Here is a 22,353-nt window from a genome sequence, read left to right as displayed (position 1 = left end):
TGAGTGGGTGCCGGCTCCGGCCTGTCACCGGCCGCCAACACGTGCCCCGGGAGCCGAAGCATGCACGTATTCTCTGATCCGAAGAACTTCGACGCGTTCGTGTCGAGCTTCCTCTGGATCCTCAAGCTGACCGGCGCGTCCGCCGTCGGCGCGCTGGTGCTCGGCGTGCTGTTGGCCGCGATGCGGGTCTCCCCCGTACCCGTGCTGCGCGGCTTCGGCGCAGCCTGGGTCAACATCTTCCGCAACACCCCCCTGACCCTGGTCATCTTCTTCTGCTATTTCGGCCTGTTCGTCACCCTCGGGCTGAGCCTGTCGCAGGATCTCTTCCTGAACATCTACTGGCTCGGGGTCATCGGCCTGTCGACCTACACCGCGGCGTTCGTCTGCGAGGCGGTCCGTTCCGGCATCAACACGGTGCCGACCGGGCAGGCCGAGGCGGCCCGCGCGATCGGGCTGACCTTCGCGCAGACCCTGCGGATCGTGGTGCTGCCGCAGGCCGCGCGTTCGGTGATCGCGCCGTTCGGCAGCATCCTGATCGCGCTCTGCAAGAACGCCACGATCGTCGGCACGATCGGGCTGATGGAGTCCTCCAGCGTCATGAAGGACCTGATCAACTTCAACGGTGACGCGGTCATCCCGATCTTCCTGGTCTTCGCCGGCACGTTCGCCGCGATCCTCATTCCCACCGGCTACTTCTTCGGCTGGCTGGCCAACCGTCTGGCGGTGAAGCGCTGATGAGCACCAGCAGCGTCCTCTACGACCACCCGGGACCCCGCGCCAAGGTTCGCAACACCGTGCTGAGCGTGATCTTCGGTGTCGCCCTGCTCGGGCTGGTCTACTGGATCTACAGCAAGTTCGACCAGGCGAACCAGTGGGAAGGGTGGCTCTGGAAGCCCTTCGCCGAGCCGAAGACGTGGACGCAGTTCATCCTGCCGGGCTTGTGGGCCACCCTCAAGGCGGCCGGGGTCGGCATGCTGCTCTCGCTCGCCTTCGGCATCATCTTCGCCGTCGGGCGGCTCTCCGATCACAAGTGGATCAGCGTCCCCGCCGGCGCGGTCGTGGAGTTCTTCCGGGCCGTACCGCTGCTGCTGATGATCTTCTTCGTCTTCTACGGCCTGCCGTACGTCATCAAGCAGCCGGTGACCGCATTCTGGTCCGTGGTGATCGGTCTGACCCTCTACAACGGGTCGGTGCTGGCCGAGGCGTTCCGGGCCGGCATCCGGGCCCTGCCCGGCGGGCAGTCCGAGGCGGCGTACGCGATCGGCATGCGCAAGACCCAGGTCATGCAGCTGATCCTGATTCCGCAGGCGGCCCGGGCCATGCTGCCGATCATCGTCAGCCAGCTGGTGGTGCTGCTCAAGGACACCGCGCTCGGCTACATCGTGGCCTACCCCGAGTTGCTCCAGCGCGGCGTCAACGACCTCGCCGCCAACTACGGCAACATCATCCCCGCAGCCATGGTGATCGCGGTCATCTACATCATCATCAACTCCATGCTCACCTGGTTCGCCGGTTGGCTGGAGCGGCGTACCGGCACCCGTCGGGTGCGGGTGCCACGGCAGCGCGCCGGCACTGCCGGCTCCACCGTCGTCGAGCCGCAGGGCTGAGCGGAGTTCGACATACCCGAAGCGGGGCCGGTCCGGTTGGGCCGGCCCCGCTCGATCATCTCCCAGGGCGCGTCCCGTGCTTCCGTGCCTGAGGCAGGGCACGATCTGCGCCATGAAGACAGTCGTCGGGCTCGTCGTCGGGACCGTCGTGGCACCAGCCGCTGCCGTCGTCACGTACCTGCACGGCCTGTGGGTGAGTCACCTTCTCGACCTGCGGGCCACGAGCGAGTACTGCGCGGCCAAGCCGCTCGCCTCCACTGCCACCAGCGCCGACTGGCTGCCCCTGCGGCACCTCTGCCACTATGCCGACGGCACCACCACCGACCTGGTGCCCGCGTACGTCAACCCGACCGTCTTCCTCTGTCTGGGCATCACGGTGATGAGCACGGCACTGGCGCTACGGAGCCGCTCGCGCGCAGCGGGGCCGGGACGGCGCGGTGGCCCTCGCCGTCCCGGTGAGGCTTCGGTCAGCGGGCGATCTCGGTGACCCGGGACTCGCGGACCACGGTGACCCGGATCTGACCGGGATAGGTCAGCTCCTCCTCGATCTGCTTGGCCACGTCCCGGGCCAGCACCGCCGCGCCGATGTCGTCGACGTCGTCGGGCTTGACCATCACCCGGATCTCCCGGCCCGCCTGCATGGCGAAGACCTTCTCCACACCGAGCTTGCCGGCGGCGATCTCCTCGATCCGCTCCAGCCGCTTGACGTACGCCTCCAGGCTCTCCCGACGCGCCCCCGGCCGGCCGCCCGAGCAGGCGTCCGAGGCCTGAGTCAGCACCGCCTCGACGGTCTGCGGCGGCACCTCGTTGTGGTGCGCCTCGATGGCGTGCACCACGTCCTCGCTCTCGCCGTACTTGCGGGCCACGTCGGCGCCGATGATGGCGTGGCTGCCCTCCACCTCGTGGGTGAGCGCCTTGCCGATGTCGTGCAGGAACGCCGACCGCTTGATCAACGGCACGTCCAGACGCAGCTCGGCGGCCATGATGCCGGCGATGTGTGCGGTCTCCACCAGATGTTTGAGCACGTTCTGCCCGTACGAGGTGCGGTAGCGCAACCGGCCCAGGAGCGTGACCAGCTCCGGGTGGATCTCGGTGATGCCGACCTCGACCAGGGCGTCCTCGGCGGCCCGCTGGCACAGCTGGTCCACCTCCTGCCGGGCCAGGTCGTGCACCTCCTCGATCCGGTGCGGATGGATCCGCCCGTCCAGCACCAGCTTCTCCAGCGTGAGCCGACCCACCTCCCGGCGCACCGGGTCGAAGCAGGAGAGCAGCACCGCCTCCGGGGTGTCGTCGATGATCAGGTTGACCCCGGTCACCGACTCGAAGGCGCGGATGTTGCGGCCTTCCCGGCCGATGATCCGACCCTTCATCTCGTCACCCGGCAGATGCAGCACGCTGACCACGCTCTCGGCCGTCTGCTCGCTGGCCACCCGCTGGATCGCGTCGACCACGATGTGCCGGGCCCGCTGCTCCGCGGTGGACCGGGCATCCGACTCGATGTTCCGCACCAGCAGCGCGGCCTCCCGCTTGGCCTGGCCCTCGATCGCCTCCACTAGCTCGGCCCGCGCGGCGTCGGCGGTCAGCCCCGCGACCCGCTCCAACTCGCGCCGACGCTGGCTCTCCGCCTCGACCAGCTCCTCCTCCCGGACGATCAGGGCCGCCTCGCGGGCGGCAAGAGCGGCACTGGCTGCGGTCAACTGCCGTTCCCGCTCGGCCAGCCGCTCCACCTCCTCGGTGTGCAGCCGCTCCCGCTCGTCCATCCGGGCCGCCCGCCGCTCCACCTCGGCCGCCTGCTCCCGGGTGGTCGCGGCGAGCACCGCCACCTCCCGCTCGCCACTGCGCCGGGCCGCGGTGCGCAACTGCTCGGCATCAGCCTCGGCCTGCTTGTGCGCCCGTTCGAGCACCGTGTCCGCCTCGGCACGGGCGTCGTCGAGGACCCGACGGGCCTCCGCCCGGGCCGCCTTCGCCTCCGCCTTGGCCGCCGCCGCCTCGGTGCGGGCCGCCGCCGCCGCGGACTTCGCCACGTCGATGGTGCTGTTCGCCTCGTCGGCGGCCGTCCGCAGCGCGGCCAGGGACTGCTCCTGGCGATCCTTCTCGGCGATGTACGCCGGGTCCTCCGGCGCCGGCCGCGTCTGCAACCCGCGCAGCACCCGCGCCCCGAAAACCGCCGCGGCGAGCACCACCAGGGTCAGCACCAACACGACGATCAGAAGTACGACGTCCAGAGCCCTCATGCCGGCACTCCGCTCCGCCGAGCCGCCTGGCGGTCGAACCCGCCGGCATGGAGATCGGCAGCAACACCGTCCCGAACCGCCGAATCCGGGTGCCCCGAACTCTGCTCACCCTCGTCGGCCGCGCCGGAATCCGCGCCCGGCCGTTCGCAACGCTCGCTCATGCCGGCCACCCGATGGACCTTTGTCGCCTCGCCATGGCGCGCCTCCCCTGAACGTCGCGCCGTAGGAACCCGCCGGTGGGCGCGTTCCTACGGCTCTGGACGCCCGACCGGAGCGCAGGCCGTGGATAGCTCTCCCTGCCGACGGTGTCCCTGGGACCGTCGGCAGGCCAGGTGCAGTTGTCGCCTCGGCCCCGGACCGGCCTGTCCGCAGCTGGCGTCAGTGGCCGTTCATGCTGGCCAAAGTGATGCTGTTCTGTTACGCGATCTATGTTGTGCGCTTAGCCTGCGCTTGGTCGGGCAATGTGAGCCTTTATGGCGAGGCTAGGTCTCCGACGGCGTCCGGTCAAGAAGTCATGATCAAATCACCCGGACGGAGGGAAGTTGATCCGTGACTCTGCGCTGAACACGAGTCGGGCACGCCGGCACAATCAAGACGATTATCCGCCCGGCTCACCGGCGCGTCCCCCTGCCGACCGGTCAGTCGGCACCCAATGCCACGGCGGCGGCCACCAGAGCGGCGTTGTCCAGCGCGAGCGACCCGTCGGGCAGATGAAGCGTGTCCTCCAACCCGATCCGGGTGTCCAAGCCCTGCCGGACCGCCTTCACCAACACCACCCAGACCCCGGCGCCCTCGGCATGCAACAGCACCGGCGGCCCTGATGGCGCGAGCGCGTCGAGCATAGCCGCCGCTTCAGCCAGGGCAGACTCGGCCGCGGGCGCCATGCACTCCACCAGCACCCGACCGACCGGCACCCGCCACCTGCGGTACGCCTCGACTGCCGGGACCGTCCAGAGCCCGGCCTCCACCATGACGCCCCGCTCGTGCAGCGCCCGCGCGACCGCCTCCGCCCCCGGCTCGTGAGCGTTGACCGAGGCGAAGTCGGGCAGCACCGTCCAGGCACGCACCGCCGCCACCCGGGCGAGCGGATTCGGTTCGATCCACGCCCCGGTGCTCACCCCCACCGGTAGGCCCGGCGCCGCCTCACGGATCGCCACCACAGCGTCAGCGATATCCGCCGGACGCAACGACTCGACCCCGTCGGCATCACGTGGATGAACGTGCACCGCACCCACACCGAGCCCGGCGCACCGGGCCGCGTCCGCCGCCAACGCGGTGGGGGTCAGCGGCAAGCCGGAATGGCAGTCACGGGCACGGTCGCCGTTGAGGCATCCCTGCAACATCGTCGTGCCCCCTTCCGGCGGTGCCCGTCGGCACCCAGATCACCCCTCGGCGTCGGTGAGGGCGTCGGCGTCGATCTGCTCGGCGAACTCGGCCGCCTCGGCGCTCTGCGCCGCGAGCGCCTCCTTCACCGCCCGGATCGCCACTCCCGGTGGGTAGCCCTTGCGGGCCAACATGCCGACCAGCCGCCGGAACACCGCGTCCGGCTCGCCACGGGCGGAACGCAGCTTCCGCTCCACCAGGGCACGGGCGGTCTCCGCCTCGGTGCTCTCGTCCAACTCGTCGAGCGCCGCGCTGGCCGTATCACCGTCCACCCCGCGTTGCCGTAGCTCGTTGGCCAGCGCACGACGCGCCAGCCCACGACCGGCGTGCCGACTGCTCACCCAGGCCCGGGCGAACGCGGCGTCGTCGATGATGCCGACCTCGTCGTAACGGTCGAGAACCGCGCTGGCAGTCTCCTCGGAGACGCCTCGCCGGGCCAGCGCGGTGGCCAACTCGGCGCGGGTACGGGGCCGGACCGCGAGCTGCCGCAGGCAGATCTCCCGGGCCACCTCGGCCTCGTCCCGGGGCGTGGTGGCCGCCGGGCCGGCGTCGGCCCGCCCGATGGCACCGGGGCCCGGAGTGGATTCGTCGCCGGGCGTAGGGCGGCCTCGGCGCGGACGCGGTGTGGAGTCACCCGTGCGGGGCGGACTGGCATCCCAGCCCCGCCCCGTACGGGCGCGTCGTCCAGCCACGGATCTTCGATCAGAAGTCGACCGGCGGCAGCTCCGGGCCACCGGCGGCATCGCCCGCGCCGACCCCCACGCCGAGCTTCTCCAGGATCTTCTTCTCGATCTCGGCGGCCACGTCCGGGTTCTCCCGGAGGAACTCGCGGGCCTTCTCCTTGCCCTGGCCGAGCTGGTCGCCCTCGTAGGTGTACCAGGCGCCGGACTTCCGGATGATCGCCTGCTCGACGCCGACGTCGATCAGCGAACCCTCGCGGGAGATGCCCTTGCCGTACATGATGTCGAACTCGGCCTGCTTGAACGGAGAGGCGACCTTGTTCTTCACGACCTTGACCCGGGTGCGGTTACCGACCACGTCGGTGCCGTCCTTCAGGCTCTCGATGCGCCGCACGTCGAGCCGGACCGAGGCGTAGAACTTCAACGCCCGGCCACCCGTGGTGGTCTCGGGGCTGTTGTGCACCATGACCCCGTCCACGAAGTAGTTGTGGTTGCCATCTACCTCAATGTCGAACCGGTTCATCGAACGGGTCTTCGGCTTGACCCGCACATCGATGATCCGAGCCGGCACCGGCATGATCTCTGCCGGGACAAACTGCGGCTCGACGGCGCATTGGCCCCGGAAACGCGGCAGCAGCTTGGACTCCATCGCGGCCGGCACGTATGGAGCGATCAGTTCCTGGAACCTCGCTGACGCCTCGGTGGTGAAGATGATCGACGCCGTCTGACGTGCGCCCCGGGACACCAGCTTCACGGCCATGCCGTACGCGTCACGCAGATGCTCCACGAGACGGCTGCGGCTGCCTTCCGCCATCGCTTCGACACAGATCTCGATCCGGCCGGAGCCACCAGCGGTGCGCTCCTGCACCCCCTTCGACCGGAGCGTGAAGCAGCCATCGTCCATGTACCACACCGCGAGGGCCAGCGGAGTGAGCGCCTTAAGATAATCCCAGCTCAGGTGCTTCTTGCCGTCACCCAGGTAGACGGCACGACGCAACTCGTCAAGCTCGGGCAGCGGCGTGAAATCGACGAAAGCAGCACCTCGGGTGTCGGTACGCCGGGAGTGGCTGATGTTACCCAGCAGCGAGACCTTCCAGTCGAGGTAGTCGACCTGCTGCTCGCCGTGGCCGAGGCGGAAACGAACGCCGCTGCGATCCCGGCGGTTCGGCGACAGGGCCCCGTCACCCATCAGCGAACCGAGCACGACCTGCCACTGCTGCTCGCTGAGCCGCCGAGCCTCGGCGAGCATCACCCGGTCACCGGCGATCAGCTCGCCCGCCTCCCGCCAGCCGCCAGGCGTACGGACCAGGTGGTTGGCGGTGGCGGCGAACTGGGCGCGACCGTTTCCGCCCGACTTGGCGACAGTGAACTGGAGGAACTGTTGCGCCGGGCCGTTGTTGAACCAGTTGGTGATTCGTTTCGGCTCCACCCGGTCGGTGTCCGGGTTGTAGGAGAGAACCTCGACGTCCAGCCGCTGGTTGACGATCTTGCCGATCTTCTCCTGCGTGCCGTCGGCGAGAGTGACCCTGGTCGAGTACGACATGCACCCGAACATGACGCCGATCTTTTCGCGGAGCTGGTTGATGAAGATCGCGGTGGTGCCGGTGTTGTTGAGCACACCGGTGATCTTCCGCAGCGCCTGGCTCATCAGCCGGGCCTGCAGACCCACGTGGCTGTCGCCCATCTCACCCTCGATCTCGGCGCGCGGCACCAGCGCGGCGACCGAGTCGATCACGATGATGTCCAGCGCGCCGGAGCGGACCAGCATGTCCGCGATCTCCAGCGCCTGCTCACCGGTGTCCGGCTGGGAGACCAGCAGGGCGTCGGTGTCGACACCGAGAGCCTTGGCGTACTCCGGGTCGAGCGCGTGCTCGGCGTCGATGAAGGCGGCGATGCCGCCGTTGCGCTGGGCGTTGGCCACCGCGTGCAGGGCGACCGTGGTCTTACCGCTGCTCTCCGGGCCGTAGATCTCAATGACCCGCCCCCGGGGCAGGCCGCCCACGCCGAGGGCGACGTCGAGAGCGATGGAGCCGGTGGGGATGATCGCGGTCTGCACGACCGGCCGCTCCCCCAGCCGCATCACCGATCCCTTGCCGAACTGCTTGTCGATCTGAGCGAGAGCAAGGTCGAGCGCCTTCTCCCGGTCAGGCCCTGCCGCCATCGTTGCCACCCCTGCCTTCGCCGGCGTCTTTCCTGAGCTTCGCGTCACGCGACACACGCTAGGCGCTGGGTCCGACAGAAAACCAGCCGACCGGCCGTGGCCTGTGGACGAGCACCCCGCTGTGGACAATAGCCGAACAGGTGTACGAGTCGGCAAGAGACACGCGGAAGTAGCGAATCGACTGCTTAGCGTAGCCGGGTAGGTACCCGGTCGGGGTAGGCGGCGACCACCGCGCGCCACACCACGTGTGTCTGCTCACCGTCGGCGAGGGCCTGCTCGATGGTCCGCCCACCGAGGTGCGACAGCACCTGGTCGCTGGCGATACTGGCCGCGTAGCCCGGCCCGAACGTCTCCTCCAGTCGCGTCCAGAAGTCGGTCAGCCGCACTTTGCCCGATCCTCCTCGTCCGGTGCGCCCGGCCGCACCGGACGCAACGCTAGCGCCAGCAGCGGCGCCACCGCGACTGCGGCGAGCAGGGTCAGCACCGGATAGCCCGCCCACTGCATGACAAACCCGCTGGCCGCCCCGGCCAGTGCACCGGCCAGCCCCATCAGCAGGTCGGACAGGCCCTGGGCGTTGGGGCGTATCGCGTCGGGCACCGACTCCGACAGCAAGGTGGAGCCGGCCACCATGGTCGCCGACCAGCCCAGCCCGAGCAGCACCAGCCCGACGGTGAGCCGGGGGGTGTGGTGCCCGGCGGTGCCGGCGACCGCGCAAGCGGCGAGCAGCGTGCCGATCCCGCCGAGGATGACCGGACGCCGGCCGAGCCGGTCGGTCAGCCAGCCGACCAGCGGCGCCAACGCGTACATGCCGGCGATGTGCAGGCTGAGCACCAGGCCGACCACCGGGAGTACATCCTCGACGGCGTAGTGGTCCCGCAGGTGCACCGGGGTCATCGCCATCACCGCCACCATCACCAGGTGGCCGACCGCCACGGCGGCGATGCCGAGCCGGGCGGCGGGCTGGGTGCGTACCACCGGCCAGGCGGCGCGCAGGCCCGCGCCGTGCCGGGCCGACGGCGCCGGTGTGGTGACCGGTTCGGTCGGTGGCGGACCGTCGGGTGACGTCGGGACGGCACCGGACTCCGCCGGGCGGGGGTCGGAGCCCGGGGGTTCGGCCTCGCCGGTGCTCCGGCGGGCGGCGCCGGTACGGGCCGCCGCGAGCCGGCGGGCGGTGAGCAGTGGGTCGGGCCGCAACCACAGCAGCAGTAGGCCGGCGGCCAGCAGGAACGCGACGGTGCTGAAGGCGAACGGGCCGGACAGTGGCGGCAGCCCGAAGCCGCCGCCGGTACGGTCGGCGAGCGCGGCGAAGTTCGGTGCGGACACCGCGCCGACGGTGGTGGCCCAGACGATCAGTGACAGTTGCCGGGCACGGCGGTCCGGCGCGGCGAGGTCGACCGCGGCGTAACGGGCCTGGAGGTTGGCTGCGGAGCCGCCACCGAACAGGAGCATGCCGACGAAGATCAGTGGGACCGACCCGGTCGCCGCGGCGAGCACGACCAGGGCTCCGCCCACGGCACCGACACCGTACGCGAAGGCCAGGCCGGGGCGGCGACCGTGCCGGGTGATGATCCGGGTGACCGGGACGGCGAGCAGCGCGCCGCCGACCACGGCGGCGCTGAGCACCAGGCCGGAGACCGCCGTGCCGGCGATCTCGGCGGCAAGCAGCCCGCCGACGGCGATGCCGATGGTCACCCCGACGCCGCCGATGATCTGGGTGGTGAAGAGCAGGCGCAGGGTACGCCGCTGGATCGGCGCGACGTCGGGCGGCGCGGGTGCCGTGGTGGTCAGGTCGGTGGTCAACGCGTTTCCTCGGCTTCCGTCACAGTCCCAGCCCGCGCCCGATGATTTCCTTCATGATCTCGGTGGTGCCGCCGTAGATGGTCTGCACCCGGCCGTCCAGCCAGGCCTTCGCGACCGGGTACTCCAGCATGAAGCCGTAGCCGCCGTGCAACTGTACGCAGCGGTCGGCGACCCGGTTCTGCAACTCCGTGGTCCACCACTTGGCCTTGGCCGCATCGGTCACCGACAACCGGCCGGCGTTGAACTCGGCGATGCAGTGGTTGAGGAAGGTGCGGGCGATGGTGACCTCGGTGTCCAGTTCGGCCAGGAGGAACCGGTTGTGCTGGAAGGTGCCGATCGGCCGGCCGAACGCCTCACGGGTACGGGCGTAGTCGAGGGTGAGCGCGAGCAGCCGCTCCGCGGCGGCGACGGCTCCGACGGCGATGCTCAGTCGCTCCCGGGGCAGGTTCGCGGTCAGGTGGTAGAAGCCGTGGTTCTCGGTACCGATGAGGTTCTCCACCGGCACCCGGCAGTCCTCGAAGAACAGTTCGGCGGTGTCGTTGGCCTTGAGTCCGACCTTGGCCAGCCGCCGCCCTCGGGTGAAGCCGGGGGTGCCGGTCTGCACCGCGATCAGGCTCACCCCGTGGGCGCCCCGGTCCGCGGTACGGGCGACCACGACCACCAGGTCGGCCTGCTCGCCGTTGGTGATGAAGGTCTTCTGTCCGTTGAGGACGAAGCTGTCGCCGTCGCGGACGGCGTTGGTGCGGATGCCGGCCAGGTCGGAGCCGGCACCCGGCTCGCTCATCGCGATGGCGGTGACCAGGTCGCCGGAGCAGAATCCGGGCAGCCAGCGCTGGCGTTGCGCGTCGGTGGTCAGGTCGGTGAGGTACGGCGCCACCACGTCGTTGTGCAGCCCGAAGCCGAGCCCGGAACAGCCGGCGGTGACGATCTCCTCGACCAGGACGGCGTTGTACCGGAAGTCCCGCTGACCACCACCGCCGTACGTCTCGTCGACGTCCGGGCCGAGCAGCCCGGCCGCGCCCGCCTTACGCCACACCTCGCGGTCGACGATCCCGTCGGCTTCCCAACGTTCGTGGTGCGGCACCGCCTCGCGGGCGAGGAACCGTCGGCACAGGTCACGGAAGTCCTCGTGGTCCGGCTCGTACAGATGCTGCTGCATGGCGGCCAGTGTGTCACCGGTGTGCCGGGGCCGCTGTCTCGTGACGAGCCGGTGGCGGCCAGCCAGAGCCGGGGCGGCGGCTCCGGGTCAGGGTGGCGGCGCCGACACTGACCGCCACCACTGCCCGGTGCCCACCACGCACCGAGGGCATCGCGGGTGTCCGCAGCCCTCAGGTGAGGGCACGTGCGGCGACGGTCAGGTCGGCGACCAGCCCCTCGTACGCCTTGTCCTGGTCGTCCGCGCGAAGCACGGCGGACGGGTGGATGGTGGCCAGCAGTTGGGCCGGCGGCGCGTCGGTGGTGTCCCCGGCGCTGTCCACCGGCACCTGTTGGAAGTCCTCCGGATGCTGAGCGGCGGCCGGCCAGGGCAGCAGCTCGCCGCGCTGGCGGGTGACCCGGAAGGTCGGACCGAGCAGCGCCTTCGCGGCGGTCGCTCCGAGCACCACGATGACCTGCGGGTGCAGTTGGGTGAACTCGGCGACCAGCCAGGGTCGGCAGGCGGTGATGTGCACCCGGTCCGGGGTCTGGTGGATGCGCCGCTTGCCGCGCAGTTCAAAACGGAAGTGCTTTACGGCATTGGTCAAATAGATGTGGCCGGGGTCGAGCCCCGCGTCGTCGACCGCCCGGCGCAGCAGCCGGCCTGCGGGGCCGACGAAGGGCAGCCCCTTCTGATCTTCCATGTCGCCGGGTTGCTCACCCACGAAGACCACCCTGGCGGTGGCGTCACCCCGGCCGAAGACGGTCTGCGAGGCTTCCCGGTACAGCTCACAGCCCTGACAACCGGCAGCGGCGGCGCGCAGTTCGTCGAGGGTGTCCGCCTGCGGCGGGATGAACTGCTGCGCCCCGGGCGCAATCTCAACCATGTCGCCCTTTCTACCCGCCCCACCCCCACCAACCACCCTCACCCCCGCACCCGCCGCGCTCTGCGCCTGCGCCTGCGCGATCTTGCACTTACGGTCGCCTTTTTATACCGCGATGACCGCTTAGTCCAGACGAAAAGTGCAAGATCGCGGGCGCATGGGGTGGGGGTGAGGGCGCATGGGGTGGGGTGAGGGCGCATGGGGTGGGGTGAGGGCGCATGGGGTGGGGTGAGGGTGCGTGGGGTGCGTGGGGTGCGTGGGAGCCGGGGGCGTGGGGGTGGTTAGGCGGTGAAGTGGGGGGGTGGGGTGGGGTGGGCGGCTTGGGTGAGGGTGTGGGTCAGGGGGTGGAGGTCCGGGTCGGTGAGGGCAGTGACGGTGATGCGCAGGGCGGGTGGGCTGGCGATGCGGAAGAGTGCGCCAGGAGCGGCCAGCCAGCCGGCGTCGCGCAGCACGGTGGAGGCGACGGTCTCGTCGGTCACCGGCAGCCACACGTTGAGCCCGCTACGGCCGTGCGCGGTCAGGCCGCGTTCGGCCAGGGTATCGACGAGGCCGCGTCGACGCCGTTCGTAGCTGTCGGCCGCCTGTTCGATCAGGGCCGTCACCGCCGGGTCGCGCCAGAGGGACAGCACCAGCCGCTGCGCCACGGTGGAGACCCAGCCGGTGCCGACCCGGGTACGGCCGGCCACCCGGGCCACCGTCGTCTCGTCCCCGGCCAGCACGGCCAGGCGCAGGTCGGGGCCGAAGGGTTTGCTCACCGAGCGGACGAAGGCCCAGTGGGCGGTCGCCCCGGCGAGCGGGTGCAGCGGTACGCGGGCGAGTTCGGCGGCGTGGTCGTCCTCGATCAGCAGCACGTCGGCGCGACCGGCGAGCAGGGCACGCAGGTCGGCGGCGCGCTCGGCGGAGACGGCGGCACCGGTGGGATTCTGGGCGCGACTGGTCACGATGAGCGCTCGGGCCCCGGCGGCGATCGCGGCGGCCACGCCCGCGACCAGTGGGCCGTCGTCGTCGAGCGGTACGCCGATCGGACGCAGTCCGAGGGCGGCGATGAGGTCGAGTTGGTTGGCCCAGCCAGGGTCCTCCACCGCGACCGCGTCACCGGGACGCAGCCAGGTGGTGAGGAGTCGTTCGATGCCGTCGAGCGCACCGCTGCTGAGGGTCAGTTCGGTGGCGGGCACGCCGTCGGCGGCGAGTCGTTGGCGCGCCGCCTCGGCGAATTCGGGCAGCGTTCCGGCGTCGGAGTAGCTGATCGCCGGGCCGATGGTGTCGGCGAGCGCGGCGAGGTGTGGGCCGAGCGGCGGCAACAACCGCGCGTCGGGTTCGCCTCGGGACAGGTCGCGCAGCCCGGCGGCGGGTGGTGGGCGTAGTGCGGCCCGGCGGGCGGCGACCGGCGGGCGGGGGCGTACCCGGGTGCCGTGCCGACCGGCGGTGACGATGAGTCCACGTTGGCGCAGTTCGGCGTAGGCGCGGGAGACGGTGGCCGGGCTGACGGCCAGTTCGGCGGCGAGGGCCCGTACCGGAGGGAGCGGATCGCCGGGAGCGAGGGTGGCGTGGCGGATGCCGGACTCGATGCTGGCGGAAATCTCGGCGGCTGTCGCACCGGTCACCTGATATCGTGCTGACACAAATTCAGTATTGTACTAGAACAAAGGTGGGAGCATGTACGCGCAGACCGCCCGAACCACCGCCAGCCGCTCCCGGGAGCGGATGAGCTACGACCGGGCCGCCGCCCACGCCGTGCTCGACGAGGCATATCACTGCGCGCTCGGGTTCACCGTGGACGGGGAGCCCCGCGTGCTGCCCACCCTGCACGTACGCCTCGGTGACACGCTCTACCTGCACGGCTCCACCGGCAGCCGGCCGCTGCTGGCCGCCCGGGGCGACGGGTTGCCGGTCTGCGTGGCGGTCACCCTGCTCGACGGCCTGGTCTACGCCCGCTCGCAGTTCCACCACAGCGCCAACTACCGGTCGGTCGTCGCGCACGGCACCGCCCGGTTGGTCACCGACGGCACCGAGAAGGCCGACGTGCTGACCGCCCTGGTCGAGAAGGTCGGCGCCGGTCGCGCGGCGGACAGTCGCCCACCGAACCGGCGAGAGTTGGCCGAGACCGCGGTGCTGGCACTGCCGTTGACCGAGGTTTCGGTACGTGCCCGCGCCGGTGGCGTCGTCGACGAGCCGGCCGACTACGCGCTGCCGCACTGGGCCGGGGTGGTTCCGCTGCGGTTGACCGCCGGCCTGCCCGAGCCGGACGCCGGGGTCGCCGTGCCCGTGCCGGACTACCTGCGGCCGGCCCGCACGGCATGGCACGAGCCGGTGGCCCTGCGCGGCGAACACGTGCTGCTGGAACCACTGGACCTGGCCCACGCCGACGACCTGTTCGCCGCGACCGCCGACCCGCAGGTGTGGCAGCATCTCGGCGCACGTCAGCCGGTCGCCGTCGACGAACTGACGGCCGCCATCCGCGCCTATCTGGCGGCCGGGCGGCGCGGCGAGCAGGTGCCGTGGGTGCAGCGCTGCGCGGTGACCGGTGCGGTGGTCGGCACCACCTCGTACTACGAGATCGATCCCGAACGGCGGTCGGTGGCCATCGGGCACACCATCCTCGGCCGGCCGTGGTGGCGTACCGGAATCAACACCGAGGCCAAGCTCCTGCTGCTGGACCGGGCCTTCGGCGAGTTGGGGGCGGTACGGGTGGTCTGGCACACCGACATCCGCAACGAGCGTTCCCAGCGCGCCATCGAACGACTCGGCGCGACCCGGGAGGGCGTGCTGCGCAAGCACCGACTCCGCCCGGACGGCTCGTGGCGGGACACCGTGCAGTATTCGATGACCGTCGAAGAGTGGCCGAACGCACAGGTCAGGCTGCGGGAAAGGCTTCGCGCGGAGGCACCGTCGGCCTGATGATGTCCAGCGTGCTGGGGATCACCGACATCTGGACGTACGTGCTGGGCACCGTGGCCATCGTGCTGCTGCCCGGGCCCAACTCGCTGTTCGTGCTCTCCACCGCCGCGCGACGCGGGGTGGGCGCCGGTTACCGGGCCGCGAGTGGGGTGTTCGTCGGCGACGGCGTGCTGATGTTCCTCTCCGCTGCCGGGGTGGCGTCGCTGCTCAAGGCGTACCCGCCGATCTTCCTCGTGATCAAGTACGCGGGTGCGGCGTACCTGGGCTATGTCGGGTTGACCATGCTGCTCGCGGCCTGGCGGCGCTGGCGGGACCGCAACGACCCGGCCACCCCGCGGCTGATCGACGCCGCGCAGCCGGCGGAGATGCGCAGTCCGTTCCGCAAGGCGTTGGTGATCAGCCTGCTCAACCCGAAGGCGATCCTGTTCTTCGTCTCGTTCTTCATCCAGTTCGTCGACCCGACCTACCCCTGGCCGGCGTTGTCGTTCCTGCTGCTCGGCCTGATCGCCCAGGTGACCAGCGCGCTCTACCTGACCGCGTTGATCTTCGCGGGCACCTTCCTGGCCGCCCAGTTCCGGCAGCGCCGCCGGCTGGCCGCCGGCGCCACCACCGCCGTCGGCGCGCTCTTCCTCGGCTTCGGCCTCAAGCTCGCCCAGGGCTGAGGTGCAAGGAAGGGCCCCTGTTAACGCCTCGCGTATAGCAGGGCCCCCTGTTGACCACACTGGCGCTCAGGTGCCGTCGCCGCCGGTACCGGCACCACCCGCCGTGCCGCCCAGGCCGTAGCCGGGCGGGATCGGCTCGTCGGGCGGGCGGCTGACGTGGGCGGACTCGCTGATGTTGGCCGACCAGTCGGCGTGCGCCGCGGCGGCGGCATGCCGGTTGATGGTCTCGCGTAGCCAGCCGTCGACCGTGGAGATCCAGTCTCGCTGGTCGGCACCGACATGCCAGATCCGGAACCGGCTGATGCTGGTGTGGGTGATGCCGGCCAGCGCCAACCGGCGATCGCACCAGAAGATCACCTCAAGGCCGGCGGAGTTGGTCACGAAGATCACCTCTAGTTCGGTGATCGGCCCGGCGTAGAGCGGGCCGACCCAGAAACCCCACCGCTGGTGCAGGGACAAGGTCTGCGCCACCCCGGGCAGCCGACCGTCGACCAGCCCGGACTGGCGGGCACTGAAGCCGAGGGTGTCCAGCGCCGCAAGGATGTGCTGCTGGGTGGGCAGCGGGTGGACGAAGACCGGCACCATCGCGCCCTGGTCCACCGCCGGTTCGATCGCCACCTCGGTACGCAGCCCCATCCGCAGGCTGAGCAGCGGTACGCCCTCCAGCGTGGTCACCGGGGTTTCCCAGGGCAGCGGGAACTCGAACGGGATCGACCGGGCCCGACCCGCCGGGAGGACCAGGGCATCGGAGATCTGCGCCTGGTGGAACTGCACCAACCGACGCGGTGCCTCCGGGTCGTCCGGCTCGACCGTGCTGACCAGGCCGAGCCGGACGTGGTAGACCGGCACGTCGACGGAGCCGGCGATCAGGTTCACCCGCCCCGGCAGCCGTAGGCCGGGGCGGGTGCTCGGATTGGCCAACGCGGTCTGCACCGTCAGGCCCGTACCGCCCGGTGACACCCCCGTCAGCCGCATCCGTGTCGCTCCTACCTCAACCGACGCACCGCGCGCGGTATCGGGTCGGTCTCGTCGTCGAACTCCCCGATGACCTCCTCCAGCAGGTCTTCCAGGGCGACGAAGCCGACCGGCCGGGTCGGACCGGCACCGTTGCGGACCATGGCCAACTGGGACTGGCGGGCCCGCATCACGGCCACCGCCTCGGTCACCGTCGCCGTGTCGGGCAGCGTGATCGCATCGTTCATGAGATCCGCCGCGGTGGCGTTGGGCCGGACGGCCGCAGCCCGCACCGCTTCCCGTACGTGCACCAGGCCGCAGACGTCACCGGCGGCGTCCAGCACCGCCAGCCGCGACCGGCCGCTGTCCCGGCTGACCTGCTCGATCCGCTCGACCGGGTCGTCGCGGCGGACCGTCACCATCCGGTCGAACGGCTCCATCACCTGAGCCACCGTGGTCCCCTGCAACTCCAGCATGCTGGTCAGCAACTCGTGCTGGGCGGCACCGAGCAGGCCGTGCTCACGGGACTGCTCCAGCAGCATCCGCAGCTCGTCCGGGCCGTGCACCTGAGCGAGCTGGTCCTGCGGGTTGACCTTCACCAGACGCAGCATCGCGTTGGCCACCGCGTTGAGCGACGACAGCACCGGCCGGGCCACCCGGGCGAAGGCCCGGAACGGCAGGGCCAGCAGCAGCGCGGACCGCTCCGGATGGGTGATCGCCCAGGACTTCGGCGCCATCTCGCCGACCACCAGGTGCAGGAAGGTGACCAGGCTCAGCGCGAAGATCAGCGCGATCACGTGGCTGGCGCCGGAGGGCAGCCCGACGGCGTGCAGCAACGGCCCCAGCAACCGTTCGATCGCCGGCTCGGCCAGGGCACCGAGGCCCAGCGTGCACAGCGTGATGCCCAGTTGCGCGCCGGCCAGCATCAGCGACAGCTCGCGTACGCCGTCGAGGGCTGCCCGGGCCGCCCGGCCACCGCCGGCCGCCGCCTGCTCCAGGCGGTACCGCTTGCTCGCCACCAGCGCGAACTCGGCGGCGACGAAGAAACCGTTGAGCGCGAGCAGGACCACCGAGGTGATCAGCGCGAATCCGGTGCTCACGCGGTCACCCCCTCACGCCCGCCGGCGAGCTGAAGGCGAACCGAGTCGGCCACGTGCCGGTCGACCGCGAGCACCTCGACCAGGGCACGCGGGGAGACCTCGGCGTTGTCGCCGTCGGCCGGCAGGTTGATCTCCAAACGGTCGCCGACCTCGGGCACCCGGCCAAGTTCCCGCATGACCAGACCGGAGAGAGTGTCGTACTCGGGATGTTCGGGCAACGCGATGCCCGTGCTGTCGGCGACCTCGTCGATGCGCCAGCGCGCCGGTACCACCCAGGAACCGTCGTCCTGCCGGGCCGGGGCCCGCTCCGGCGGGTCGTCCTCGTCACGGATCGGGCCGACCAGTTCCTCGGCGATGTCCTCCAGCGTGATCACGCCGGCGAAGCCGCCGTACTCGTCGACCACGCAGGCCAACTGCCGGTGCCCGGAGCGCAGCCGGTCCAGGACCGTGGGCAGGGGCAGCGTCTCGGGCACCAACAACGGTGGTACGGCCACCGTGCCGACCGGCGTGGTGGCGCGCTGTGCCGGGGGCACCCGGAGCACGTCGGAGATGCCGACCACGCCGACCAGGTCGTCCACGCCCTCGGCACCGCGCACCGGGAACCGGGAACGGCCGGTGTCGAGCAGTTCGACCACCCGGCTGATCATCTCGTCGGCGCGTACGGCGTGCACGTCGACCCGGGGCACCATGACCTCGCCGGCGGTCAGCTGACGGAAGTCGAGCCCTCGGTCGAGCAGTTCGGACATCTCGGCATCAAGGTGCCCTTCCATGCGGGACTCGGCGATGATCTGTTCCAGGTCCTCCGGGGTGGCACCGCTGGGCAGCTCCTCGATCGGCTCGATACCGACCCGCCGCAGCAGCCGCACCGCTGCCCGGTCGAACAGCTTGATCAGCGGGCCGGCCAGCGCCATGTAGAACAGGGTGGACCGGGCCAGTGCCCGGGCCACCGGCTCGGGGCGGGCGATGGCCAGGTTCTTCGGGGCCAGCTCACCCACCACCATCTGCACCACGGTGGCGATGAGCAGGGCCAGCACGACGGACAGCGGCAGCGTGACGCCGGTGGAGACGCCGGCCACGCCGAGCAGTTCGGCCAGGCCGGCACCGAGGTACGGCTCGGCGACGTAACCGACCAGCAGGGCGGTGACGGTGATGCCGAGCTGGGCGCCGGAGAGCATGAACGACAGCCGCGCGGTCACCTCCAGGGCTCGGGCGGAGGCCTGGTCACCCTCGGCGGCGCGTTGCTTGAGCTTGCCGCGGTCCACGGCGACATAGCCGAATTCCTGCGCGACGAAATAACCCGTCGCGACGGTCAGAACGATGATCAGGAGAAGACCGACGAGGATCAACACGGGAGGCTCAGGGCTCCCGGGGTCGTCGGGTCATGTGGATGCCGGGGCTTACCCGGCTGGCTACTGCTGCCCTCCTGGGCAGAAGAGTCGATCATGCGGTCATTCTACCGGCCCGGTCGGCCCCGTCGCTGAGGCTGAGCGACGAGCGCGTCGGCGGTGTGGGACACCGCACCGGGCCGCCACTGGGCTGGTGTAACGGAGGTACCAGCGTCATCAGCAGACCCTTCGGTCACCTCAGCGGTCGGCCAGTTCGTCGGCGTCGAGCAGATCCCGATTCAGGCGCCCGCTACGGTAGGCGGCCCGGCCGATCATCTGGGCGGCGACCGGCGCGGTGGCCAACTGAAAGACGCCGACCAGCGCGACCATGCCGAGATCGGCGGGGGTACGCAGCCGCAGGGCCACCCCGAGCAGCAGGAGCAGCACGCCAAGCACCTGGGGCTTGGTGGCGGCGTGCATCCGGCTCAGGGTGTCCGGGAACCGCAGCACCCCGATGGCGGCGGCCAGGCTCAGCAGTGCGCCGGCGACCAGACTGGCGGCACCGAGCCAGTCGGCCACGTCGGCCGCGGTGACCGACCAGTCGACGGCCACCCCCGGCCCGGCCACCGCCGGCGCGCTCTCGACCGGCCCGGTGTCGACCGGCACGGACCCGACGGTTGGCGTCACGGCTGGTCCCGGACGGCGAACCGGACCAGGGCCACCGAGCCGACGAAGCCGAGCATGCCGAGCACCACCAGCACGGGCAGCGTGCTGGCGTGCCGGTTGAGCGCCGCCTCGGCGCCCACGGCACCGACCATCGTGGCGAGCAGCATGTCGGCGGCGACCACCCGATCCAACAGCGACGGCCCCCGGTAGAGCCGGACGAGGGCGAGCAGGGCGGTCGCCGACAGCAGACCGGCGATCGCCAGGACGAGGACGAAGTTCACGAGGACTCCTTGTCGACGGGAACGGAGCGCACCTGGCGCAGCTCGGCCTCCGAGCCGACCGCCGCGACGATCCGTCGTTCCACGATGCGAATCTGCTTACGGGCGGCGGCGAGGTCCGCTGGGCCGTGCACGTCGAGGACGTGCACGTAGAGGACCGCGGCCTCCCGATCCGTCTCCACGATCAAGGTGCCCGGGACGAGGGACAGCACCTCGGCGGTGAGCGCCAGGTTGAGGTCGGTGGGCACCTGCAACCGGACCGCCACGATGGCCGACCGTGGGACGTAACCGGGCTGCACCGCGATCCGGGCCACGTGCAGGCTGGCCCGGACCAGTTCGGCGACGAACCGCACCCCGAACACCACCAGCCCGCGCAGCCGCAGACGACCGCCGAAGGTCACCGGTGGCAGTGGGAAGAACAGCAGCACGCCGGCGGCCACCAGCAGCCCACCGAGCAGGTTCCCCCAACTGAAGTCGCCCCAGAACAGGTTCCAGACCAGCACCAGCCAGCCCACCGCGATCAGTCGGTCACGTCGGCGACCCAGGCGGGTCCGCACGCCCTGCGGCGGCGTCCCGTCCGGGCCCGGCCCGGTCACGGCGACCCACCCGGCAGGACGGCGTGGATGTACGGGGTCCGTTCCCGCAGGTCGACCGCCGCGCCCGTGGTCACCTCGAACAGCGGTCCCGCTATCACGGTCAGGGCCACCCCGAGGACCACCAGCGCCGTGGTGGCACCGACCGTCAACCCCGGCAGCGGTGCGCTCGGGTTGACGGTCTCGCAGGGCGCCCGCCAGAACGCCATGCTCCACACCCGGCTGGCCACGTAGAGGGTGAGCAGGCTGGTCACCGTGCCGACCGCCACCAGCGTCCAGGGCAGCACACCCCCGACGGCCACACCGGCCTGGAGCAGCCCGAGTTTGCCGAGGAACCCGGAGAACGGCGGGATGCCGGCGAGGTTCATGGCCGAGACGAAGAAGAGCAACCCGAGCAGGGGTGCCACCCGGGCCAGCCCGCCGAGCCGGCGCAGGTCGGTGCTGCCGGTGCGTTGCTCCACCAGGCCGGCGACCAGGAAGAGGGTGGTCTGGATGGTGATGTGGTGGACCACGTAGAAGATCGCGCCGACGAGACCAGCCACCGTGCTGAGCCCGACCCCGAAGATCATGTAGCCGATGTGGCTGACCAGCGTGAACGAGAACAGTCGCTTCATGTCCGACTGGGCCACCGCGCCGAGGATGCCGACCAGCATGGTCAACCCGGCCACCACCAGCAGCAGCGTGCCGGCCTGCTCGCCGGGGAAGAGGAGGGTCTGGGTCCGGATGATCGCGTACACGCCGACCTTGGTGAGCAGGCCGGCGAAGACGGCGGTGACCGGGGCCGGGGCGGTCGGGTAGCTGTCGGGCAGCCAGGCCGACAGCGGGAAGACCGCCGCCTTGATGCCGAAGGCCAGCAGCAGCATCAGCTGCAGGCTCAGCCGTACGCCGTCGGGCAGCGCGTCCAGTCGGGCGGCGAGGTGAGCGAGGTTGAGGGTGCCGGTAGCCGCGTAGATCAGGCCCACCGAGATCAGGAAGATCATCGAGGCCAGTACGTTGACCACCACGTACGTCGAGCCGGTGCGGATGCGCAGCCGGGTGCCGTTCAGGGTGATCAGGACGAAACTCGCGGCGAGCAGCATCTCGAAGCCGACGTACAGGTTGAAGAGGTCACCGGCGAGGAAGGCGTTGGTCACGCCGGCGGTCAGCACCAGATAGGTGGGGTGGAAGATGGCCAGCGGTGCGCTCTCGCCGGTCTCTGCCTGACCCTGACCGATCGAGTAGAGCAGCACGCAGAGGGTCACCGCCGAGGAGACCACCAGCATCAGCGCGGCCAGTTGGTCGGCGACCAGCACGATGCCCACCGGTGCCGGCCAGGCACCGATCTCGACGACCAGTGGCCCGTGCTGGTACGAGCGCACCAACAGCAGCACCGCCACCAGCAGGGTGGCGCTCAGGCAGCTGACGCTGACCACCCGCTGCGGCAACGGCCGGTTCGCCAGCAGCAGCGTCAGCGCCGCACCCAGCAACGGCAGCAGCACCGGCAGCGGTACGAGCGCGGTCATCGCCCGCTCCGGCCCGGACCTGGCACGTACCGGCTCATCCCGGTCCCTCCCCGCGTCGCCCGGGTGCCGGCGCGTCGAGTTGCTCGGGGTCCAACTCCGGCGGTTCCTCGCCGAAGTCGACGGCCGAGACCTCCTTACGCGCCGCGCGGCGCATGATCCGCTGGTCCTCGATGTCGTCCGGCACCTCGTCGTCGCCGTCCAGGTACCAGCTGCGGTAGCTGATGGCCAGCAGGAACGCGGTGAACCCGAAGGTGATCACGATGGCGGTGAGCACCATGGCCTGTGGCAGGGGGTCGCTCATCGACGCCGGCTCGGTGACCCCGACCACCGGCGCCCCGCCGGGTCGACCACCGAAGATGATCAGCAGGTTGATCCCGTTGCTGATCAGGATGACGCCGAGCAGGATCCGGCTCAGGCTGCGCTCCAACAGCAGGGTCACACCGCAACCCACGAGCATCCCGATGGCGACGAAGGACACCAGGTTGGCACCG

22 protein-coding genes and 2 pseudogenes are annotated in these 22,353 nt (G+C 70.8%); 5 read left to right on the top strand and 19 right to left on the bottom strand.

Annotated elements, in window-relative coordinates; all coding sequences use genetic code 11:
* Positions 1-60 precede the first annotated feature (60 nt).
* The 3 genes from AB0M35_RS04775 (at position 61) to AB0M35_RS04765 (ending at position 2,094) form a co-directional block, all read left to right on the top strand.
* Positions 61-735: an amino acid ABC transporter permease gene (locus AB0M35_RS04775; RefSeq protein ID WP_013732246.1), complete on the top strand. Its 675-nt coding sequence runs from the start codon at positions 61-63 to the stop codon at positions 733-735.
* Positions 735-1,607 (top strand): amino acid ABC transporter permease, encoded by an 873-nt coding sequence (locus AB0M35_RS04770; protein ID WP_363741396.1) that lies wholly within the window; start codon positions 735-737, stop codon positions 1,605-1,607. Before AB0M35_RS04775 ends, AB0M35_RS04770 begins: the two co-directional genes overlap by 1 nt.
* A gap of 112 nt (positions 1,608-1,719) precedes the next feature.
* Complete coding sequence (locus AB0M35_RS04765; RefSeq protein WP_363741394.1) at positions 1,720-2,094, top strand: hypothetical protein; 375 nt, start codon at positions 1,720-1,722, stop codon at positions 2,092-2,094.
* On the opposite strand, the gene rny is transcribed toward AB0M35_RS04765, so the two are convergent.
* The 11 genes and pseudogenes from rny to AB0M35_RS04710 form a co-directional block, all read right to left on the bottom strand.
* Complete coding sequence (gene rny / locus AB0M35_RS04760; protein WP_363741392.1) at positions 2,075-3,841, bottom strand: ribonuclease Y; 1,767 nt, start codon at positions 3,839-3,841, stop codon at positions 2,075-2,077. The genes AB0M35_RS04765 and rny overlap by 20 nt on opposite strands.
* A 638-nt stretch (positions 3,842-4,479) precedes the next feature.
* Positions 4,480-5,184 (bottom strand): 3-keto-5-aminohexanoate cleavage protein, encoded by a 705-nt coding sequence (locus tag AB0M35_RS04755; RefSeq protein ID WP_363741390.1) that lies wholly within the window; start codon positions 5,182-5,184, stop codon positions 4,480-4,482.
* A 39-nt stretch (positions 5,185-5,223) separates the two neighbouring features.
* On the bottom strand, positions 5,224-5,916 hold the full coding sequence (locus AB0M35_RS04750; RefSeq protein WP_363741388.1) for a regulatory protein RecX: 693 nt from the start codon (positions 5,914-5,916) through the stop codon (positions 5,224-5,226).
* A gap of 10 nt (positions 5,917-5,926) precedes the next feature.
* Positions 5,927-6,427 carry a hypothetical protein gene (locus AB0M35_RS04745; protein ID WP_363741949.1) on the bottom strand — a complete coding sequence of 167 codons (501 nt, stop codon included), beginning with the start codon at positions 6,425-6,427 and terminating at the stop codon, positions 5,927-5,929.
* A 171-nt stretch (positions 6,428-6,598) separates the two neighbouring features.
* Positions 6,599-7,447, bottom strand: a pseudogene (locus tag AB0M35_RS04740) (recombinase RecA); the annotation flags it as partial.
* Positions 7,448-7,450: 3 nt separating this feature from the next.
* A pseudogene (gene recA, locus AB0M35_RS04735) lies at positions 7,451-8,065 on the bottom strand (recombinase RecA); the annotation flags it as partial.
* A 185-nt stretch (positions 8,066-8,250) separates the two neighbouring features.
* On the bottom strand, positions 8,251-8,451 hold the full coding sequence (locus AB0M35_RS04730; protein WP_363741386.1) for a DUF3046 domain-containing protein: 201 nt from the start codon (positions 8,449-8,451) through the stop codon (positions 8,251-8,253).
* Positions 8,442-9,866 (bottom strand): MFS transporter, encoded by a 1,425-nt coding sequence (locus AB0M35_RS04725; RefSeq protein WP_363741383.1) that lies wholly within the window; start codon positions 9,864-9,866, stop codon positions 8,442-8,444. The genes AB0M35_RS04730 and AB0M35_RS04725 overlap by 10 nt, the downstream gene beginning before the upstream one ends.
* Before the next feature lie 19 nt (positions 9,867-9,885).
* On the bottom strand, positions 9,886-11,025 hold the full coding sequence (locus AB0M35_RS04720) for an acyl-CoA dehydrogenase family protein (protein ID WP_363741380.1): 1,140 nt from the start codon (positions 11,023-11,025) through the stop codon (positions 9,886-9,888).
* A gap of 169 nt (positions 11,026-11,194) precedes the next feature.
* On the bottom strand, positions 11,195-11,887 hold the full coding sequence (locus AB0M35_RS04715; protein ID WP_363741377.1) for a UdgX family uracil-DNA binding protein: 693 nt from the start codon (positions 11,885-11,887) through the stop codon (positions 11,195-11,197).
* A gap of 278 nt (positions 11,888-12,165) precedes the next feature.
* Positions 12,166-13,506, bottom strand: a complete 1,341-nt coding sequence (locus tag AB0M35_RS04710; RefSeq protein WP_363741374.1) for an aminotransferase class I/II-fold pyridoxal phosphate-dependent enzyme — start codon at positions 13,504-13,506, stop codon at positions 12,166-12,168.
* Between the two features lie 34 nt (positions 13,507-13,540).
* Here AB0M35_RS04710 and AB0M35_RS04705 point away from each other — a divergent pair, with 34 nt between their 5' ends.
* Both AB0M35_RS04705 and leuE read left to right on the top strand, forming a co-directional pair.
* The gene (locus AB0M35_RS04705) at positions 13,541-14,782 is read left to right on the top strand and encodes a bifunctional pyridoxamine 5'-phosphate oxidase family protein/GNAT family N-acetyltransferase (protein ID WP_363741371.1); all 1,242 of its coding nucleotides are present in this window, start codon (positions 13,541-13,543) and stop codon (positions 14,780-14,782) included.
* Positions 14,782-15,444, top strand: a complete 663-nt coding sequence (leuE, locus tag AB0M35_RS04700; protein WP_363741368.1) for a leucine efflux protein LeuE — start codon at positions 14,782-14,784, stop codon at positions 15,442-15,444. The genes AB0M35_RS04705 and leuE overlap by 1 nt, the downstream gene beginning before the upstream one ends.
* A 66-nt stretch (positions 15,445-15,510) precedes the next feature.
* On the opposite strand, the gene AB0M35_RS04695 is transcribed toward leuE, so the two are convergent.
* The 8 genes from AB0M35_RS04695 to AB0M35_RS04660 all read right to left on the bottom strand — a co-directional run bounded on the left by AB0M35_RS04695 (position 15,511) and on the right by AB0M35_RS04660 (position 22,319).
* Positions 15,511-16,419, bottom strand: coding sequence for a sporulation protein (locus AB0M35_RS04695; protein ID WP_363741366.1), 909 nt, complete (start codon positions 16,417-16,419; stop codon positions 15,511-15,513).
* Between the two features lie 11 nt (positions 16,420-16,430).
* Positions 16,431-17,498: a hemolysin family protein gene (locus AB0M35_RS04690; protein ID WP_363741363.1), complete on the bottom strand. Its 1,068-nt coding sequence runs from the start codon at positions 17,496-17,498 to the stop codon at positions 16,431-16,433.
* Entirely contained in the window at positions 17,495-18,847 is a 1,353-nt protein-coding gene (locus tag AB0M35_RS04685; protein WP_363741361.1) for a hemolysin family protein, read from the bottom strand. The genes AB0M35_RS04690 and AB0M35_RS04685 overlap by 4 nt, the downstream gene beginning before the upstream one ends.
* A gap of 234 nt (positions 18,848-19,081) precedes the next feature.
* Entirely contained in the window at positions 19,082-19,435 is a 354-nt protein-coding gene (gene mnhG, locus AB0M35_RS04680) for a monovalent cation/H(+) antiporter subunit G (protein ID WP_363741947.1), read from the bottom strand.
* Positions 19,436-19,506: 71 nt separating this feature from the next.
* A complete protein-coding gene (locus tag AB0M35_RS04675; protein ID WP_363741359.1) occupies positions 19,507-19,770 on the bottom strand; it encodes a monovalent cation/H+ antiporter complex subunit F in 264 nt (87 codons plus the stop codon).
* Positions 19,767-20,363 (bottom strand): Na+/H+ antiporter subunit E, encoded by a 597-nt coding sequence (locus AB0M35_RS04670; RefSeq protein ID WP_363741357.1) that lies wholly within the window; start codon positions 20,361-20,363, stop codon positions 19,767-19,769. The genes AB0M35_RS04675 and AB0M35_RS04670 overlap by 4 nt, the downstream gene beginning before the upstream one ends.
* Positions 20,360-21,862 (bottom strand): Na+/H+ antiporter subunit D, encoded by a 1,503-nt coding sequence (locus AB0M35_RS04665; RefSeq protein WP_363741355.1) that lies wholly within the window; start codon positions 21,860-21,862, stop codon positions 20,360-20,362. The genes AB0M35_RS04670 and AB0M35_RS04665 overlap by 4 nt, the downstream gene beginning before the upstream one ends.
* Before the next feature lie 34 nt (positions 21,863-21,896).
* Entirely contained in the window at positions 21,897-22,319 is a 423-nt protein-coding gene (locus AB0M35_RS04660; protein WP_363741944.1) for a Na(+)/H(+) antiporter subunit C, read from the bottom strand.
* Positions 22,320-22,353 lie beyond the last annotated feature (34 nt).

Origin of the sequence: Micromonospora sp. NPDC051196 (assembly GCF_040682415.1) — a bacterium.
Classification (GTDB): Bacteria; Actinomycetota; Actinomycetes; order Mycobacteriales; family Micromonosporaceae; genus Micromonospora.
The sequence above is the reverse complement of the archived record's forward strand: the minus strand, read 5'-3'. Positions and strand labels throughout refer to the sequence as shown.

Coding starts and splice junctions, on each gene's coding strand:
- AB0M35_RS04775 (WP_013732246.1), top strand. CDS start 61: ATGCACGTATTCTCTGATCCGAAGAACTTCGACGCGTTCGTGTCGAGC.
- AB0M35_RS04770 (WP_363741396.1), top strand. CDS start 735: ATGAGCACCAGCAGCGTCCTCTACGACCACCCGGGACCCCGCGCCAAG.
- AB0M35_RS04765 (WP_363741394.1), top strand. CDS start 1,720: ATGAAGACAGTCGTCGGGCTCGTCGTCGGGACCGTCGTGGCACCAGCC.
- rny (WP_363741392.1), bottom strand. CDS start 3,841: ATGAGGGCTCTGGACGTCGTACTTCTGATCGTCGTGTTGGTGCTGACC.
- AB0M35_RS04755 (WP_363741390.1), bottom strand. CDS start 5,184: ATGTTGCAGGGATGCCTCAACGGCGACCGTGCCCGTGACTGCCATTCC.
- AB0M35_RS04745 (WP_363741949.1), bottom strand. CDS start 6,427: ATGAACCGGTTCGACATTGAGGTAGATGGCAACCACAACTACTTCGTG.
- AB0M35_RS04720 (WP_363741380.1), bottom strand. CDS start 11,025: ATGCAGCAGCATCTGTACGAGCCGGACCACGAGGACTTCCGTGACCTG.
- AB0M35_RS04715 (WP_363741377.1), bottom strand. CDS start 11,887: ATGGTTGAGATTGCGCCCGGGGCGCAGCAGTTCATCCCGCCGCAGGCG.
- AB0M35_RS04705 (WP_363741371.1), top strand. CDS start 13,541: ATGTACGCGCAGACCGCCCGAACCACCGCCAGCCGCTCCCGGGAGCGG.
- leuE (WP_363741368.1), top strand. CDS start 14,782: ATGATGTCCAGCGTGCTGGGGATCACCGACATCTGGACGTACGTGCTG.
- AB0M35_RS04695 (WP_363741366.1), bottom strand. CDS start 16,419: ATGCGGCTGACGGGGGTGTCACCGGGCGGTACGGGCCTGACGGTGCAG.
- AB0M35_RS04665 (WP_363741355.1), bottom strand. CDS start 21,862: ATGACCGCGCTCGTACCGCTGCCGGTGCTGCTGCCGTTGCTGGGTGCG.
- AB0M35_RS04660 (WP_363741944.1), bottom strand. CDS start 22,319: ATGCTCGTGGGTTGCGGTGTGACCCTGCTGTTGGAGCGCAGCCTGAGC.